General features: G+C 67.5%; 15 protein-coding genes and 1 pseudogene. 10 read left to right on the forward strand and 6 right to left on the reverse strand.

Annotated features, from left to right (window positions below; genetic code table 11):
• The 5 genes and pseudogenes from NS6_RS28700 to NS6_RS28720 all read right to left on the reverse strand — a co-directional run.
• Nucleotides 1-808, reverse strand: a pseudogene (locus NS6_RS28700) (cation-translocating P-type ATPase); the annotation flags it as partial.
• Between the two features lie 131 nt (nt 809-939).
• On the reverse strand, nt 940-2,256 hold the full coding sequence (locus NS6_RS28705; protein WP_068048277.1) for a cytochrome P450: 1,317 nt from the start codon (nt 2,254-2,256) through the stop codon (nt 940-942).
• Between the two features lie 31 nt (nt 2,257-2,287).
• Nucleotides 2,288-3,679, reverse strand: a complete 1,392-nt coding sequence (locus NS6_RS28710) for an NAD(P)/FAD-dependent oxidoreductase (RefSeq protein ID WP_068048280.1) — start codon at nt 3,677-3,679, stop codon at nt 2,288-2,290.
• Nucleotides 3,676-3,894, reverse strand: coding sequence for a ferredoxin (locus NS6_RS28715; RefSeq protein ID WP_068048396.1), 219 nt, complete (start codon nt 3,892-3,894; stop codon nt 3,676-3,678). The genes NS6_RS28710 and NS6_RS28715 overlap by 4 nt, the downstream gene beginning before the upstream one ends.
• Before the next feature lie 385 nt (nt 3,895-4,279).
• A complete protein-coding gene (locus NS6_RS28720) occupies nt 4,280-4,960 on the reverse strand; it encodes a GntR family transcriptional regulator (protein WP_168443408.1) in 681 nt (226 codons plus the stop codon).
• Between the two features lie 308 nt (nt 4,961-5,268).
• Here NS6_RS28720 and NS6_RS28725 point away from each other — a divergent pair, with 308 nt between their 5' ends.
• Genes NS6_RS28725 through NS6_RS28750 form a run of 6 tightly spaced genes read left to right on the forward strand, consistent with a single transcriptional unit; the run spans nt 5,269 to nt 11,516 of the window.
• Nucleotides 5,269-6,006 (forward strand): cysteine hydrolase family protein, encoded by a 738-nt coding sequence (locus NS6_RS28725; RefSeq protein ID WP_068048285.1) that lies wholly within the window; start codon nt 5,269-5,271, stop codon nt 6,004-6,006.
• Nucleotides 6,003-6,788 (forward strand): ABC transporter ATP-binding protein, encoded by a 786-nt coding sequence (locus tag NS6_RS28730; RefSeq protein WP_068048288.1) that lies wholly within the window; start codon nt 6,003-6,005, stop codon nt 6,786-6,788. The genes NS6_RS28725 and NS6_RS28730 overlap by 4 nt, the downstream gene beginning before the upstream one ends.
• Nucleotides 6,785-7,675, forward strand: coding sequence for an ABC transporter permease (locus tag NS6_RS28735; RefSeq protein ID WP_068048291.1), 891 nt, complete (start codon nt 6,785-6,787; stop codon nt 7,673-7,675). The genes NS6_RS28730 and NS6_RS28735 overlap by 4 nt, the downstream gene beginning before the upstream one ends.
• A gap of 40 nt (nt 7,676-7,715) precedes the next feature.
• Complete coding sequence (locus NS6_RS28740) at nt 7,716-8,762, forward strand: ABC transporter substrate-binding protein (protein WP_068048293.1); 1,047 nt, start codon at nt 7,716-7,718, stop codon at nt 8,760-8,762.
• Nucleotides 8,759-10,054: an MFS transporter gene (locus NS6_RS28745; RefSeq protein WP_084471502.1), complete on the forward strand. Its 1,296-nt coding sequence runs from the start codon at nt 8,759-8,761 to the stop codon at nt 10,052-10,054. Before NS6_RS28740 ends, NS6_RS28745 begins: the two co-directional genes overlap by 4 nt.
• Nucleotides 10,038-11,516, forward strand: coding sequence for an amidase (locus NS6_RS28750; protein WP_068048299.1), 1,479 nt, complete (start codon nt 10,038-10,040; stop codon nt 11,514-11,516). The genes NS6_RS28745 and NS6_RS28750 overlap by 17 nt, the downstream gene beginning before the upstream one ends.
• 64 nt (nt 11,517-11,580) lie before the next feature.
• On the opposite strand, the gene NS6_RS28755 is transcribed toward NS6_RS28750, so the two are convergent.
• Nucleotides 11,581-12,192 (reverse strand): TetR/AcrR family transcriptional regulator, encoded by a 612-nt coding sequence (locus NS6_RS28755; protein ID WP_068048399.1) that lies wholly within the window; start codon nt 12,190-12,192, stop codon nt 11,581-11,583.
• A gap of 94 nt (nt 12,193-12,286) precedes the next feature.
• Here NS6_RS28755 and NS6_RS28760 point away from each other — a divergent pair, with 94 nt between their 5' ends.
• The 4 genes from NS6_RS28760 to NS6_RS28775 are packed head-to-tail and all read left to right on the forward strand — an operon-like array spanning nt 12,287 to nt 16,968.
• The gene (locus NS6_RS28760; protein WP_068048302.1) at nt 12,287-12,880 is read left to right on the forward strand and encodes a pyridoxamine 5'-phosphate oxidase family protein; all 594 of its coding nucleotides are present in this window, start codon (nt 12,287-12,289) and stop codon (nt 12,878-12,880) included.
• Nucleotides 12,870-15,653, forward strand: a complete 2,784-nt coding sequence (locus NS6_RS35515; protein WP_068048305.1) for an amino acid permease — start codon at nt 12,870-12,872, stop codon at nt 15,651-15,653. Before NS6_RS28760 ends, NS6_RS35515 begins: the two co-directional genes overlap by 11 nt.
• Nucleotides 15,650-16,093: a nuclear transport factor 2 family protein gene (locus tag NS6_RS28770; protein ID WP_068048308.1), complete on the forward strand. Its 444-nt coding sequence runs from the start codon at nt 15,650-15,652 to the stop codon at nt 16,091-16,093. The genes NS6_RS35515 and NS6_RS28770 overlap by 4 nt, the downstream gene beginning before the upstream one ends.
• On the forward strand, nt 16,090-16,968 hold the full coding sequence (locus tag NS6_RS28775) for an NAD-dependent epimerase/dehydratase family protein (RefSeq protein WP_068048312.1): 879 nt from the start codon (nt 16,090-16,092) through the stop codon (nt 16,966-16,968). The genes NS6_RS28770 and NS6_RS28775 overlap by 4 nt, the downstream gene beginning before the upstream one ends.

The following is a 16,968-nucleotide window of genomic DNA, read 5'->3' on the forward strand; positions in this document are numbered from 1 at the left end:
CGAGCCCGGGTTCCCGCGCACACCAGACCTGCCGGCGCGCCAGTGCCTCGGAGATCTGGGCGGTTCGCGCGACGAGATCCAGTAGCGGCGCGGCGGGCGCCAGGCCGAGCCCGTGCGCGGTGGCGGAGAACACGGTCGTCAGCAGATCGGTGCCCGCCCGGCCGAGCTTCGACTCCAGCAGCGCGATGATCCGTGGCTGATGGTTGATCACCGCTGCGGCGGCCCGGGCGGCCCGTGGTACCCGGGGAAACCGGCCCAGCAGGCCGATCACCGAGGTACCGATCGCCAGGGCATCGGCCACGGCAGCCGCCACCGGAACCGCGACCGCCAGTGGGTCCCCAGGATCGGTGATCAGCCCGCGGTGGTGTGTTCCCGGCTCCGCCCCGTCACTCGGTAGGTCGGCGGCGGAACGGATCATCCGGCGGATCTCCTCCGGATCCGCTTCCTCCGCCAGCTCGATCACCAATCGCCCGAGTATGTCCTCGATATGCGCGGAGACGACACCGGGCCCGGCAGCGACCAGCCGTTCCAGCTCCGCGCGACCCACGGCGCCGTCCGTCCCCAGCGCGGTCCGGTCGAGATCGATGTGCAGCCTGCGGCCGGACTCCCACGCCGGCGAGACACCCGCCGCGGCCGTGCGCTCGCGCGGCGGACCGCCGAGTACAACACGGGCCCAGTCGCGAACCGGTCCGACCGCCGGCCCCACGAGCGCCGGCGCGACCAGCGCGGTCGCGGATCCGATACGGACGGTCGATGCCATCGCGCCGGCCGCGAGCCGCGCGAACCCACCGAATTCGATACCCCGCATGCGCTCAGGCTTCCCGAGTGATCGGTCGATGCATTCGGGCGAGTGTAGGCGTGGGAAAGGGCAATCCGGGATGCGCGCGCCGCACGTTGCGGTATCGGAACCAACCGCGCACAGGGCGCGCGGATCACCGCTCAGCCGCGAGTCGTTTCCGCCGTCTGCCGTGATCCCGAGTCGTCTCGCTCGGCGAGGTGGTCGAACTGGACGAGCAGGTGCCGCGGCCCGCGGAAGATCTGGCTGCGCCGGTAGGGCGGCGGATCGACGACCAGGCCGGGCGCGGCGACTCGCTGCACGAAGGTTTCCAGCGCGAGGTTGACCTCCAGTCGGGCCAGCGGGCCGCCGATGCAGGTGTGGATGCCGCTGCCCCAGCCGAAGTGCTCGTTGTCGGGGCGCCCGATATCGAAGCGGTCCGGATCGGCGAACCGCTTAGGGTCGCGGTTGGCGGCGGCGTAGACCAGGTGCACCGCGGCCCCTTTCGGGATGGTGATGCCGGCGATATCGATATCGGCGGTGGCGCTGCGGCTGGGAAAGAACTGCACGGCCGCTTGTAACCGCTGGACCTCTTCGATCGCCCGCGGAATCAGCTCCGGCAGGCTACGTACGCGCTCGTAGGTGCCCGGATTGCGCAGCAGCGTCAGCACGCAGTTGGAGATCGTGTTGACCGTCGAGTCGTGGCCGGCGACGAGCAGCAACCTCGCGTTGGACAACACCCGCTCGAGGGGCATGGGACCGGCGGGACCGTCGTCGTGGATCATCGCGGACAACAGACCCGGCCGGGGCTCCCGCCGCACGCGCTCGATCAGGTCGGTCAGATATCGGGTGAGCGCGATACGGCCGGCGCGGGCCTTCTCGGCCCGGACCTTCCCCTCCGCGGTGGATGCGTCCGGCCCCAGATCCGTACCGGTCAGCATGTCGTGGATCCAGACATGGAAGGTCGGCTCGTCGGCGACCGGAATCCCCAGGATCTCGCAGATCACCGTCACCGGCACCGGATAGGCATAATCGTCGACCACGTCCAACCGGGTCCGGCCGTCCGCGGCGATATTGTCGAGCAGTTCGTTGCACAGCCGGACGATGCCCGGTTCGGTGCCCGGGATGACATCGGGCGCGTGCGGCGGGCCGAAGTGGCGCATCACCTGCTGTCGCGCCCGATCGTGCTCGGGCGGATCGGTCACGATGATGCTCGGGACCTGTTCGTAGACCGGCCCGTCCCGGGCACCGGCGTCCGGGACGGGGCCCGCCGCGAGAGCAGCGCCGAGGGGGCTGCGGCCGATATCGGAGCTGATCCTCGGATCGTGTGTCAGGGCCAGCACTTCCCAGTAGCCGGTCACCACGTACTGATCGTCGGCCACTCGCGCGACCGGGGTCCGGCGCAGTTGGTCGAAGAACGGATACGGGTCGGCGCGATGTTCGTATTTCATCGCCTCTGCCCAGACGGTTGCGGCAGTCATGCCTGCTCCCTTGTTCGACGGAATTCGGCGTTCAATGGAACTCGGCGCACCGGGAAGTGGGGTCGTGGCCGGTCAGCACTACATCGGGAATTTCGGTCGGCACCCGCGGATCGGGGAAGCGGGCGGGCACCGGGACCGAGTCGGCGGCGCGGTCGTAGCCCGGCGGCGGTGGCGGGAAGGGCGCCGAGCGTTCGATCATCGCCGCGTAGTACGGCAGCCACTTACCGTGATCGAACGTCACCGCCCCGACGGTCCGGCCGCGGTGGCCGTAGGCCGCGGCGAAACGATAGTCGCCGGGCGAACCCTGGGTGAACACGATCTCGTCGGCGAAGGAGCACACCCCGACCCCTTTGATGTTGACTCCGAATTGGGCCGACCAGTACGAGGGCAGCGGCAGATGCGGTCGCCGCTCGGTCTCCAGGCTCAGCATATTGTTCGCCGCGACCCGGGCCCCGCACACCGCGTTGTCCCAGTGTTCCATCGAGATGAACTGGTACTCGTACAGCACATGTGGCTGACGCACGACGTCCCCGGCCACGAAGATGTTGTCGGTCACCACCCCGTTGATATCGAATGCGCGACAGCCCGCGTCGCAGCCGACTCCCCAGAAACCGGTGGCCAGACGGGCGCCCGCCAGCCACTCGACATTGCGGATCGACCCCAGCGATGCCACCACCACATCGGCTTCCACCGTGGTCCCGTCCGACAGCCGGGCCCCGCGCACCCGCCCGTCGGCGTCGCCGTCGAGCGCGTGCACCGATACTCCGGTACGCAGGTCGACACCGGCGTCGCGCTGCATCCGTGCGGTGATATCGGCGATGACCCCACCCAGCGGCCCGGTCAGCGGCCCGCCGCCGCGTTCGGTGACGGTGACCGGGAGCCCCAGCGCACAGCACACCGAGGCGATCTCCGAGCCGACGAATCCCGAGCCGACGACGAGCACCCGCTTCGGGCCTTTGCGCAACGCCGCCTGGAGCCGGGCGGCGTCATCGCGGGTGCGCAGGGTGAACACTCCCTGCAGGGCGCCCTCGGCCGGATCGGGCCACGGCCGTGCCCGGACACCGGTGGCGATCAGCAGCCGGTCGTAGGGCACCGTATCCCCGGTGGCCAGCCGGACCTGCCGGTTCACCCGGTCCAGGCCGGTGGCGGCCACACCCAGCCGCCAGTCGGCATCGACGGCGCGCATCCGGGGTAGCTCGGTGTGGTCGGCGCGGACCCGGCCCACGAGGACCTGTTTGGACAACGGTGGCCGGTCGTAGGGCAGGTGCGGTTCGGCACCGATGAGGGTCAGCGGCCCGCGAAAACCTCGCTCCCGCAGCGCCTCCGCGGCGCGGAGTCCGGCCAGTGAGGCCCCCACGATCACAATGCGTCCTTCGGCGCGGAACGCCCGGACCAGGTCGGTCACCAGCGACGCGGCGCTCACCTCGCCGGCCCCTGCCCTTCGGGAATGTAGTTTTCCACCAGGATTGCCTGGACCGGGCACGCCGCGGCCGCCCGCAACACGCGCCGGCGCTGCGCGTCAGCGGGGTTGGGATCGTAGGCCAGCCCCTCTTCGCCCAGCAGTTCGAGTACCTCCGGCGCCAGCGGAACACACTGCGCGTACCCCTGACACCGATTCAGATCGACGACGATGCGCATGATCGAGCCCTCATCCGAGCCGTGTTCTGATATGCCCCCGACGAAACCACTGCGGGCAGCGAGGCACGCGCCCGCCACGGTCGACGTGAACATCCGTGGACGATCACGCCCGGATATCGCTGCCGGCGGGATACCGCACCGAGGATTCGGACACCCGATACCGAGTTCTGTCGACCACCGACCGGCAACCACCTGCCTTTACAGTCTCCCACACGCCGCTGTGCGAAGCCGCCCGCTGTTACGTAGCCGCACCGGTCGATGCTGGACCGAGGCCATCACCACAATCGTGCGACGTGCACTGATCGGCTGCCGACTCGTTGTGGTGATCTTCTGCAACCGGCAGAAATAGCAGTTCAGGTCAGTAGCTCAAGACCTGAACTGAACCCTAGGGTCGCGTGCCGTCGAGGAGGAGGCGGATGCGGTCGCCGCGTTGGAAACCCACACCGAACTCGAGCGGTTCATCGACATCGAGCAGCAGCACCCGCTCATAACGGAAGACCGGCGCCCCGGATTCGATTTCCATCTCGTGTGCGGTGATGTCATCGGCTTGCACTGCCTCCAGGACCATGGTGTTCTCGCGCAGTCTCCGGCCGATGAGGGACTCGAGGGTTCCGTAGTACTCGCCGCTGAGATCAGCCGCCGGGTCAGCGAGTGGTTCTGCCAGGGGCAGCGTGAGGTAACTGGTGAACATCGACACGATCTGCCCGGTACCTGTGATCGTTTTGCGTCTCAGATACAGAATCGGCTCGTCGATCCCGACGCCGAGCAGGTCGGCGACCATGTCGGGAACCTTGATCACCCGGCGTTCGGCAACGATATGCACAATCGAGGAACCCGGGCCACCGAGTCCTTTGAAACCGATGTCTCGATGCGGGATCTTCTCGATGCCGACGAGTGTCCCGCTGCCCCGGAGCCGTTTGATCATGCCTTCGTCGCGAAGAATATCCAGTGCTCGGCGCACAGTCGCACGGCTGGCACCGAAGACTCGTTGCAGTTCGTGCTCGCCGGGGAGCGGCCGGTCGGCGTAGTCACCTCGGACGAGAGCCGTACGAAGCGCATCGCGCACGATCATCACATTGTCGGGTCCGGGTGGTCGGCCCTCGGCCGCCCGGGGTACTTGCGACCGCGTTCCCCTACCCGAGCTGTTCATTGCGTTATTTTCGCCAAGGCGTGTTGCGGCGATGTAAAGGAATCGGCCGTGCCGCCGCGTTGTGGCGAATCGATGCAAGTCAAGGCCATGAACAGGCGGCGAAACACGGCGTAACTGCTGAAGGTCGGCAGCGTTTCCTCGAGGAAACAAGCCGTTTCTAGGTTCGGGACACCCGGTCGACATGGGCGTCGACCCAGTCATCTCATCCCCACCGGAGGCATCGCATGGCAATCTGGGATCCCTACATCACCGAGCGCGACCGTGAGGTCTACGCACTCAGTGGCTTCGGCGCGAATCGCGGCTTCGGCACGAAACCGGCAGTGCTGGTCATCGACGTCAACTACGACTTCGTCGGCCACGAGCGGCGGCCGATTCTCGAATCGGCGAAGACCTGGAGCCACAGCTGTGGTGAAGAAGGCTGGGACGGCGTCGAGGCGATCCGCCGGTTACTCGCCGGCGCACGGGCCCACTCTCTACCGATCTTCTACTGCACGTCCGAGGTTCCTCGGGCCGATAGGCTCGGCAGAGGGATGTGGCGCAACAGCCGGCAGGGCGAAAAGCCGGAAGTGCCCGGATACACCGGTAGCGATATCGTCGCCGAGATCGCGCCGCAGGAACGCGACATGGTGTTCCGCAAGAGCAAGCCCAGCGCCTTCTTCGGCACGGGGCTGCTGCACTACCTGCTCGAACTCGGTGTCGACAACCTGATCGTGACCGGTACGACGACCTCGGGTTGCGTGCGGGCCAGTGTGCTGGACGCCTTCAATCACAACTTCAATGTCTCGGTGGTCGAAGAAGGCTGTTTCGATCGCGGCGAGGTCTCGCACGCCCTGAACCTTTTCGATATGAACGCGAAGTACGCCGATGTCGTCGGCCTCGAAGAGACCTTGGCCTACTTCGACAAGTTGCCCGCCGAAGTATTCCCGGGCCAGATCATGCCCGCGGTTCAGGACGTGGCATGACCGCGTTATCCGTCGAGGGGTTGTCGCGGAGCTTTGTGACGCCGTCTGGAGCCGAGGTCATCGCTCTGCACGACACCGATATCAGCATTCCGGCCGGCTCGTTCACCTCGATCATCGGTCCGTCGGGGTGTGGCAAGAGCACCCTGTTCAACCTGATCGCCGGGCTCGACCTGCCGACCGAAGGCCGGGTGATGCTGGCCGGGAAGGACCTGACCGGGCAGCAGGGCCATGTCGGTTACATGCTGCAGAAGGACCTGATGCTGCCGTGGCGCACGATCGTGCAGAACGTCGCGCTGGGACTGGAGGTCGCCGGGGTCGGTAAGTCCCGGCGGGAGAAGCTCGCTCGTACGTTCCTGCGCCTCTACGGCCTCGGCGGCTTCGAGGATCGGTACCCCGGTGAACTGTCCGGCGGTATGCGGCAGCGGGCGGCGCTATTGCGCACGATCCTGTTCAACCGTGATGTGATCCTGCTGGACGAACCCTTCGGGGCGCTCGACGCATTGACCCGGGCGCAGATGCAGGAATGGCTGCTGGACCTGTGGGACGACCTCGGCAAGACCGTCGTATTCGTGACACACGATATCGACGAGGCGATCTATCTGTCCGACACCGTCTACGTCATGTCGCCGCGCCCGGGCCGGGTCGTCGCTCGGCTCGAAGTCACCCTGGACCGTCCGCGTAAGCCGGCGATCGTCACCTCGCCGGAGTTCGGCGAGATCAAGCGAGTGGCGCTCGGCCATCTGGACCGGGCACACGATCGCCATGAGGAGTTGGCGTCATGACAGCAACCGCTCTCGGGCCGGGAAAGATCACCGACACTCGCCCGGAGGTGCGCGAGGCGGTCGCGGAGCTCGCCGCGATCGAGGGACGAACCGATTCCGTCCGCACCTATCGGCCCGAACACAAGATCGACTCCAGATTGATCATGGCGATCCGGCTGCTGGTGCTGGTGGCCCTGGTCGGTGGGTGGGAGGTCGCGGCGCGGACCGGGATCATCGATCCGTTCTTCTACTCGATGCCCTCGCAGATCTGGCAAACCGGGGTGACCGCCTTCACCGAAGGCACCATTGTCTCCGACACGATCTTCACCTTCACCTCTACGATCATGGGCTTCGTCCTGGGGACCGTGGGTGGGGTGGCGATCGGCCTGTCGTTCTGGTGGTCGCGTCGATACGCGCTGGTGGCAGAACCTTTCGTGGTTGCCTTCGAGGCCATGCCGAAGCTGGCATTGGCTCCGGTGGTCGTCTTGATACTGGGCCTCGGTATGTCCTCGAAGATCGCGATGGCATGCGCCTTGGTGATCGTGATCCAGGCATTGAACACCTACTCGGGTGTGAAGTCGGTCGACAAGGACCTGACCCGGATGATCATGTCGCTGGGCGCGACCCGATGGCAGATCTTCAGCAAGGTGGTCGTGCCCACCACGCTGCCGTGGATCGTTTCCGGCCTGCGGGTCACGATCGGGCTGGCCCTCGCGGGCGCGATCGTCGGGGAGTACATCGGATCGACCCAAGGCGTCGGACGCCTGATCCAGTACGCGGGCTCGACCTACGAGATCTCGCTGATCTGGGTCGGCATATTCGTGCTCGCCGCCCTGTCGATGGTGCTGTACGCGCTGGTCGGCTTTATCGAACGACGCTGGCTTGCTTCCCTGCACGCCACGCGGTGACCGGCTTCCGGCCACGTCCTCCCATGAGAAAGAGCAAGACATGAAGTTCTCCACCCTTCGCCGCCGAACCCGGTCGCTGACCGTCGGCGCCGTGGCGGCCATGATGGTCGCTGCCCTGGCCGCCTGTTCCGGACCTGGTTCCGGAACAGGCGGAAGCGGCGGCACACTGGTGATCGCCGAGCCGGCCCACAGCCTGGGGTACCTGCCGTTGTACGTCGCGCGGCACGAAGGATTCTTCGACGAGGCAGGTCCTGGGGTGGAGATCATCACCTTGCAGGGCGGCGGCGCGCACACCAACGCGGTGCTCACCGGGCAGGCGTGGGGCTTCATCGGTGGCCCGGAGCACAACGCCTTCGCTGCGGCCCGAGGTGGCGGAACAGCCCTGAAATCCATCGTCAACGTGGTCAACCGCGGCAACGTGTATCTCGTGGCCGATGAGGGCCAGGACTACACCGGTGACCTGGCGTCCTTCCTCCGGGGTAAGAAGATCGCGACGGGGGCGGCCGGGGGTACGCCGCATTCGATAACGATGTATCTGCTGGCCCAGCACGGTCTGGAGAACGGCAAGGATGTGACTCTGATCGAGTCGGCCGACCCCAGCGCCGCGCTGGCAGCGATCCAGCGGGACCAGGCCGATATCGCCGTGACATCCGAACCTGTTCTGGGACAGGGCATCACCCAGGGTATCTGGGGTGAACCGTTCTACAATGTCCCGCTCGAACTCGGTCCGTACGCGTACTCCACCATCAATGTCCGCGAGCAATCCCTCACCGAGGATCCCGAAGCGGCGAAATCGTTCATCCGGGCACTCCGCAAAGGGTTGGAGCTGATCCAGCGCGACCCCGAGGCCGCCATCCGGATCGCCGAGGCGGAGTTCCCGACAATGGACAAGACCGTCCTCGTGGAGACCGTCGAGCGTGCCATCGCCGACGAACTGTGGGAGTGGACCGGCGCCATCACACCCGATTCGGTGGAGACGAATCTGTCGGTCGTCCGGGCCGCCGGGATCCTGGAGGACTCCGCGGATCCGGTCGGATTCGACGATGTCGTGGATATCGGTCTCTGGGAAGAAGTGACGAACGAATGAGCGGGAGAGCGCCCGGGGCGGACAGCAGCGAAATCGCCCGCCCGCCCCGGCGACTCTCGTTCCGATCGCGCACTCGTCGCCCGGACAGACAGCCCGGAATCGTGCTGATCTGCTGTGTCGTCGCCGGAGCACAGGCGACCTGGGGGCTGGTCATCCCTGTCCTGCCGATGCTGGTCGACAGCCTGAGCGCCGGGACTACGGCCATGGGAGCGGCGGTCGCCGCGTTCGGGCTCGGCCGGCTGGTGATCAACATCCCGGCGGGTGCGGCCACGAATCTCTTGAACCAACGAGCGATGCTCGTGACCGGAACCCTGCTGGTGGCCGTGTCGACAGGCGTGACGGGGTTCGTCGACTCGGTCGAACAGCTGCTCGCCCTGCGCTTCGCCACCGGGCTGGGCGGCGGGATCGTGATCACCACGGGGATGACGATGCTCAGCTCCACCGAACCGGCTCGGCTGGGTGCCACGATGAGTACGCTGCAGACCTTTCAGATGGCCGGCGGCGCGCTCGGTCCCGCTATCGGTGGGCTCCTCGTGGGTGCGGGAACCGGAACACCGTTCATCGCCTGTGGTGTATTTCTCGGCCTACTGGCGGTCGCGGGGATCTTCCTGCCGCTGCCGCAGTGGCGCCGGCAACGAACGCAGGCCGCCGCGGTGACCGAGCCGGGGGCGTCGGTGTGGACTCGTGGGCTGGTAGCCGTCTCGCTGGTCGGATTCACGGTATTCCTGGTGCGGTTCGGGGGCCAGCAGTTCATGTTCCCGGTCCTGGCCTATGACCGTGCGAACATGTCGCCGGAACTTCTGGGCAGCGCCATCACCGGGGCCACGGTATTCAGCCTGCTGCTGGTCCGCCGGGCCGGCAAGGTCACCGACCGGTGGGGGCCACGTCCCATGGTGATCATCTCGTCGGTGGCCGTCGGCGTCACGACACTCGGGTTCCTGGCCTCGACGACTGCGGTCCTGTTCATCGCGGCATTGGTCGCCACCTCCGCAGCCATGGTCCTCACCGGGCCGTCGACCGGCGCCTTCCTGGCCTCTTCGGTACCGCCGCGCAAGCGCGGCACCGCGGTCGGGATCTACCGCACCGCCGGCGATGTGGCGATCCTCATCGGTCCGCTCGCCCTCGGCACGCTCATCGAACAGGGCCACACCACTGTGGCGATCTGCTTGCTGAGCCTGATCAGCGGCGCTGCGGCCGCCGTCTTCACGATTCTCACTCGATCCACGCCGCGCGACAACCGCGGTGGCACCGACAATCAGTACCGAGGAGTAACGCATGCCGGAGAAATTTGATCCGTTCGAAGCGACCATCGAGTCCATCGGCGCGGCCTACGCGGCCGGTACGACCACCTGCGTCGAACTGGCCGGGTACTACCTGGACCGGATCGCGAAGTTCGATCGCAACGGTCCCGAGATCAACTCCATCATCACGATCTCACCGACCGTCCTGGAAGACGCTGCCGAACTCGATCGAATCTACGCGGAGACCGGTCCCGTGGGTCCCCTGCACGGAGTGCCCGTGCTGGTCAAGGATCAGGTCGACGTGGCCGGCATGCCGACCACGCTCGGTTCGGTGCTGCTCCGGGACCACTACCCCGACAGCGACGGAGTCGTCGTCCGGAAACTCAAGGAGGCAGGCGCACTGATCCTGGCGAAGACGACGCTGGGCGAGCTGGCCGGTGGCGATGCCCACGGGTCGTTGTTCGGCTCCACCCGCAACCCGTACGACCTCGAACGCACGCCGGGGGGCTCCTCGGGTGGATCGGGTGCGGCCGTAGCGGCCAATTTCGGTGCGGTGTCGGTGGCGCAGGAGGGGCTGGCATCGATCCGCCGCCCGGCGGCCTGGAACAGCTGTGTCGGCATGCGGCCGTCGCTGGGTCTGGTGAGCCGGACGGGCGCCTACGGATGCTGGCCGAGCAAATCGGGTTCACTGGGGCCGATAACGCGAACCGTGACCGACGCCGCGGCGATCCTGGACACGCTGGCCGGGTTCGATCCGGAGGATCCGTCGACGGCATGGGGTGTCGGGCAGATCGAAGGCACCTTCGTATCGCATCTGGATGCGAATGCCCTGGCAGGTGCGCGTATCGGTATCATCCGGGAGATCATCGGCCTGGGAAGCGATCCCGCCGCTGCCGATTTCGCGCGGAGCCGGACGGTCTTCGATACGGCCATCGGTGAACTGGCGAGCGCCGGAGCGCAGATCGTCGATCCCCTGACGATCGAGAACCTCCTGCCGCTGTTGGCCAAGCGCGCCTTCGATTCGGGCAAAGAAGCATTCGAGAGCTGGATGGGGCGCAACGCCAATCCTCCGTACCGCGCGCACGAGGATTTCGTCGCCGAAGAGCAGTACCGGAAAGCGATGTGGTTGCGCGGTGGCGGCCGGCCTTCTCCGTGGCAGGCGACCTACGAGGAGTATCTCGCGGCGCGTGACGATCTCCGGACCAACATGCTGGTGGCGATGGCCGAACACGAACTCGACGCGATCGTTCACATCACCGTGGAACATACGCCGACACTGATCACCGACGGCGTGAACGCACCGTATGTGAACATGAAGGGCGCGCCCCACATCAATACGTTCCTGTACGACGTACCGTCGATGACGGTGCCGGCGGGCTTCACCGAAGACGAGCTGCCGGTGGGTATCACCTTCCTCGGACGTCCCTACAGCGACCAGAAAATCGTGTCGCTGGCGTACGCATACGAACAGGCCACGGCGCACCGGGTCCCGCCTGCCTCGACCCCCGCCTGAGCCTGCCGACCCGCTTCCGGCGAATACGACCGGCCGGGAGCGGGGGACTCTCCGCGGGTGCCGGTCAGGCTTCTCGCATTCCCGTGCCGGTGGCGCGCAGGGCGCGCAGGGCGGTGTCGGTCACATGGTCGAGGTAGCGTGGCTCGGCCGGTGCCTGCCGTACGACCATGCGCCAGTAGATGAGGGCGGCCACGAGGTCCTGTGCCATTTCCATATCGGTGTCCGCTGGGAGATCACCCCGGTCGATTGCTCGCGTCAGGAGTGAACGCAGTTGGGCGCGCCGAGGCTTCGCCAGCGACACGGAGATCGCCTCGGCGAGTGCGGGTGTCCGATGTGCTTCGGCAATCAGATCCGGGATGATCTTGGCGTAGGGCTCCGAGGCGAGCCAGGCTGCCATCGACTCCGCGGCTGCGCGCATGTCTCGGCGGAGGTCGCCGGTCTCGGTGACGTCTGCCATGGGGACGCTGATGTCGGCGAGCACTGCCAGCACCATGTCCTGTTTGGTGGGCCAGCGGCGGTACAGGGCACTTTTGCTGGTGCCCGCTCTTTTGGCGACGCCTTCCATCGACAGCCGGGCGTAGCTGCGCTCGACGAGCTCGGCGAGGACGGCTCGGATGATCGCCGCGGTGACGTCTGGCTTGAGAACGGCCGCTCCGGACGGTGCGCGCTGGGTCATATTGATCACCCTAACCTATGGACGGGACGGTACCGGCCGCTCTATGGTGCATGGACGGGACGCAACCGTCTCGTCCGTTCCATTGGAGAAGCTCATGACGTTCAGCTCCCCAGAATCCCCCCGAGTTGCGGGCGAGGGGTCACTCGCGGCCCGCCTGGCCCGGTCGGACGGGATCCACCCGCCCCGTTCGCTCTCCCGTACCGACCAGGAGCGGTTTCTGGCCGAGGCGCATATCGCCGTACTGTCCGTCGACGCCGGCCCGGCCCGGCCTCCGATGAGCGTCCCGCTCTGGTACGCCTACGAGCCGGGCGGTGACATCGTGGTCAACACCTCGGTCTCGAGTCGGAAGGCTCGACTCCTCCGCACTGCGGGCGCCGCCACGCTCACGGTGCAGCACGGGGCTCCGCCGTACCGGTACGTCGTCGTCGAGGGCGGGGTCGTCGACGACATCCATCCAGCTCCGATAGCGGTTCGGCGGGATATCGCTCGGCGTTACCTCAGTGCGGAAGGTGCGGATGCGGCGGTCGACCGGTACGACCCCGACGACCAGGTGTTGTTCGTTATCCGACCGCAGCGTTGGTACTCGGCCGACTTTTCGGGCGTATCCACTCGCGTGGCCGACGATCCGATCGGGCCGGCCGCTTCCGCACGTCCCGTCCACGACACCGGGGTCCGTCATGGCCGCTGATGCCCTTTCCGATCAGAGTCCCGTCGACGCCGATACGCCACGCCTCCGGCGTGGAACGGTCACCACGGCGGGGATGATCTTCCTGGTGGTGGCGGCCACGGCGCCGCTCACCGCGCTGAGCTCCAATATCTCCATCAGCATCGGTCTCGGCGCGGGCACCGAGACCGTGGGCTATCTGGTCGTCGTGGGCGCGCTGCTGGCACTCTTCGCCGTCGGTTACCTGGTGCTGGCCCGGTACGTCGTCGACCCGAGCGCGTTCGCGGCATTCGTGACATTCGGTCTCGGTAGGCGGCTCGGCTCCGCTGCCGCCTTCGTCGCGGCGCTTGCGTACGGCCTCGCGTCGACGGCGATGGTCGCGGCCACGGGATACTTCGCCGAGCTGGCGCTGGCCTCGTACCTCGGCTCCTCGCCCCCCTGGTTCGTCCTGTCGGCGGTGGCGCTGGTTGTCGTCGCGGTCCTCGGCGTGCGCGGGCTCGATATCGCCCAGTGGGTGACGGCTCTGCTCTGCACGGCGCAATTCGTCATCATCGTCGTGCTTTTCGTGGCCGTACTGGTCCAGCGACCGGCATCCGCGTGGTCGCCCGCCGGGCTGCTCCCGACCGATCCCTTCTCTGGTGCCGCCTCCCTGACGCTGGTGTTCTGCTTGGTCTGTTTCGGTGGCTACGAGGCCACCGCCGTGTACGGCGAGGAGGCGCAGGCCCCGCGGCAGAGTATTCGCCGGGCGACGTTCGGTGCGCTGGGGCTGCTGCTGGTCGTCTTCGCGATCGGGACCTGGACTTTGCAGGCCGCCCACGATGATGTTGTCGGACCGGCGGCCGCGGACGCCGGAGCGCTGGTTCCGGCGACTGCGGAGACCTACCTCGGTGGATGGGCCGGCCCGGTCCTGAGTGTGATGGTGGCCTTCGGCTTTCTCGGGGCGGCCATCGCGCTGCACAACATGGGCAGCCGCTACCTGTTCGCTATGGGACGCGCCGGGCGCCTGCCCGATGTCCTCGCGCGGGTGCACCCCCGGCACGGCACCCCGGCGATCGGCACGGCGGTTCTGATCGCGCTCACGGCCGGCATTCTGATCGCGTTCACGGCAGCGGGAGCGGATCCGCTCACCAACCTCTTTCCGGCGGTCTCCGGGATCACATCTCTCTCGTTGGTGACGCTCATGCTCGGCTGCTGCGTCAGTGTGATCGTCGCGCGGCTGCGTGGCCAGGTGACCGAGGGGCCTTGGCGGACCATCGTCGCGCCTGCTCTCGCCGGTGTGGGGTTTGTCGTCGTGCTGGGGGCAATCGCGGGCAACTACGCGACCGTCACCGGCAGTGAGCACTGGGTGGTGGCGTGGATGCCCCTGGTGCCTTTTCTGGTCGCGGTCTACGGCTGGTTCCACCCTGGGCGTGCCAGTGGAGCACGGGTTGCGACCGTCGCGACGGTACGGTACCGTACCGACGTGACTTCTTCCGCCCCGTTGCTCTTCGCAGACCATCCCCAGTACTGGTTCGAGACCGCGCGCGTGCTCGGCCACTCGGCCTACGGTGGCTCGGAAATCGGTGAAGTGCTCGCCACATCGGCGAGTATCACCGCGGGCGACCACGACAGCTGGTACGAGGCATGGCTGCAGAGGGCCGATCGCGTCGCGGAAACTGCCCGTGCGGACGCTGCTCGAGGCCGGTCGGTGAGCGCGCGCGAAGGTCTTCTCCGGGCCGCGAACTACTACCGCAACGCCGACTTCTTCCTGCACGCCGACCCGCGCGATCGCCGGGTGGCGTACTCCTACCGCCTCGGCGTGCACTGTTTCGAGGCGGCGATTGCCATCCCCCGGCCCTTCGAGGACGCGAAGGCGCCGAATATCACCCCGGTCCAGATCCCCTACGAAGGCCGGACGCTCCGCGGCTATTTCTACCGGGCGGCGACCGGCCGCGGGGAGAAGCGTCCGGTAATCGTCATGCACAACGGATTCGACGGCAGCGCGGAGGAGATGCACTTCTTCGGTGCCGAGGCCGCCGTGGAGCGCGGCTTCCACGTGCTCACCTTCGACGGGCCGGGACAGCCGGCCGCCGTGCACGACCACGGTCTGACATTCCGTCCGGATTGGGAGAACGTCGTGGGGCCCGTTCTCGACTTCCTCCTCGCCGAGCACGGCGATATCGTCGACGCCGATCGCATCGCGCTCTTCGGCGTGAGCTTGGGCGGTGTGCTGGCTCCCCGCGCTGCCGCGTTCGAGCCACGTATCGCGGCGGTCGTCTGCAACGACGGGGTATACGACGCCCTGGGCGCGGTCGAGGCACTTCTCGGTCTGACCCGCGCCGAGATGGAGGCGCGCTGGCATGATCCCGCGTTCGGCGACGAGGTCGAGGCGGCGGCCGCGAAGCAGCCCACGCTGCGCTGGGCGCTCGATCACGGGCTCTGGGTCATGGGTGCCGCCGACCCGGCCGAGTTCGTGCGGACCTACGCGCAGTACAACCTGCTCGACGGCGTGGCCGAACGGATCAGCTGCCCGGTCCTGGTCTGTGAGGCGGCCGACGACCTGTTCTTCGCGGGCGACGAGACCTCGCTATCGCAGCCTCGACAGCTGATGGCGCACCTGTCGGCCCCCGCCACGCTGATGACCTTCACCAGCGACGAAGGAGCCGACGCCCATTGCCACGTCGGTGCCCAGCGGCTGGCTTCGGGCCGCATGCTCGACTGGCTCGCCGAAACCTTAGCCGCCGGCCCGGCGGACCCCGCGCGAGCCGAGCAGCCCGCGCACCCCATCTCTGCACTCGAGCAAGGAGGACAGCAGTGACATCCCAGCAGACCCCGGTCCGCAGCCCCGCGCATGCGGTTCTGCTGCAGTCGATCGAGCTTCTTGCCGCCATGGATCTCGACGGCTACGTCGACCTCTTCGCCGAGGACGCCGTCATCGAATTCCCCTTCGCACCACCCGGTCGACCCGGTCGGCTGGACGATCCGTCGTCCGTGCGGGACTACGTGATGGCGATCGGCGCCGCGGTCAGGATCGAATCGTTCCCGAGTCTCGTCGTTCACCATCTGACCGACCCGCACACGATCGTGGCCGAGGTCGCGCTGCACGGCACCGTCGTGGGGTCCGGTGCGCCCTACGATGTTCGCTACGTCTGGATCCTCGAGGAGCGAGACGGCCGGATCGTCCGCTTCCGCGACTACTGGAATCCCACGCAGACCTCGGCGACAACCGGGCCTGCCGCCGGAGAGGTCGCATCATGAGCTCGATCGCAACCGTGCTCGTCACGGGCGGTACAGGGCAGACCGGGCGGGTCGTCACCGACCTCCTGCACCGGCGTGGTGTGGACGTGGTCGTCGCGAGCCGGCACTACCCCCAGGAGCGGCCGGCTCCCGGGGTGCGGCAGGTCCGGTTCGACTGGGCCGATGCGGCGACGTACGACGAGGCGCTGCGCGACGTCGACAGCATCTACCTGCTGCCGCCGCCGCTCGACGCCGACCCGGCGGACGTCGTCGGGAGCTTCCTGCGCAGGGCCCGGGACGCGGGAGTCGGGCGGGCGGTGCTGCTCAACTCTTCTGCCTTCCCGCTGCGAGCCGCCGGGCTGCACGCAGTACGGCTCACCGTCGGGCAGATGCCGGAGTGGTCGGTCCTGCTGGCCTCGGGGTTCATGCAGAATTTCCTCGGTAGCCACCCCACCGCCGTCGCGGTCCGCGAACGCCATGAGATCGTCGCGGCCGCCGACGACGGTCGGATGGGGTGGATCGATGCGGCGGACGTGGCCGCGGTCGCGGCCGAACTGCTGACGCGCGTCGATCACGACAGTCGTGAACACGTGCTCACCGGGCCGCAGGCCCTGGCTTATAACGATGTGGCGGCCACCATTGCCGCCGAATGGGATCTCCCCGTCCGTTACCGGCCGGTCACACCCGCCGAGCGCACCGTCCAACTCGTCGATGCCGGGGTCCCGCAGACGTTCGCCGACGCGCTCGTCGGCGCGGACGTGCTGACCGCGAGCGGCGCGGAGGACCGCGTGACCAGAGAGGTCGCCCAGCTCGCGGGCCGGAACGCCACCTCGTTCGCAGAGTTCCTCCGGCGTCACCCACTACGCCCGGCGATGACGACGACCCCGGAGAAATGA

The organism is Nocardia speluncae NBRC 108251 (assembly GCF_001613245.1).
In the GTDB taxonomy this organism is placed as follows: Bacteria; Actinomycetota; Actinomycetes; order Mycobacteriales; family Mycobacteriaceae; genus Nocardia; species Nocardia speluncae.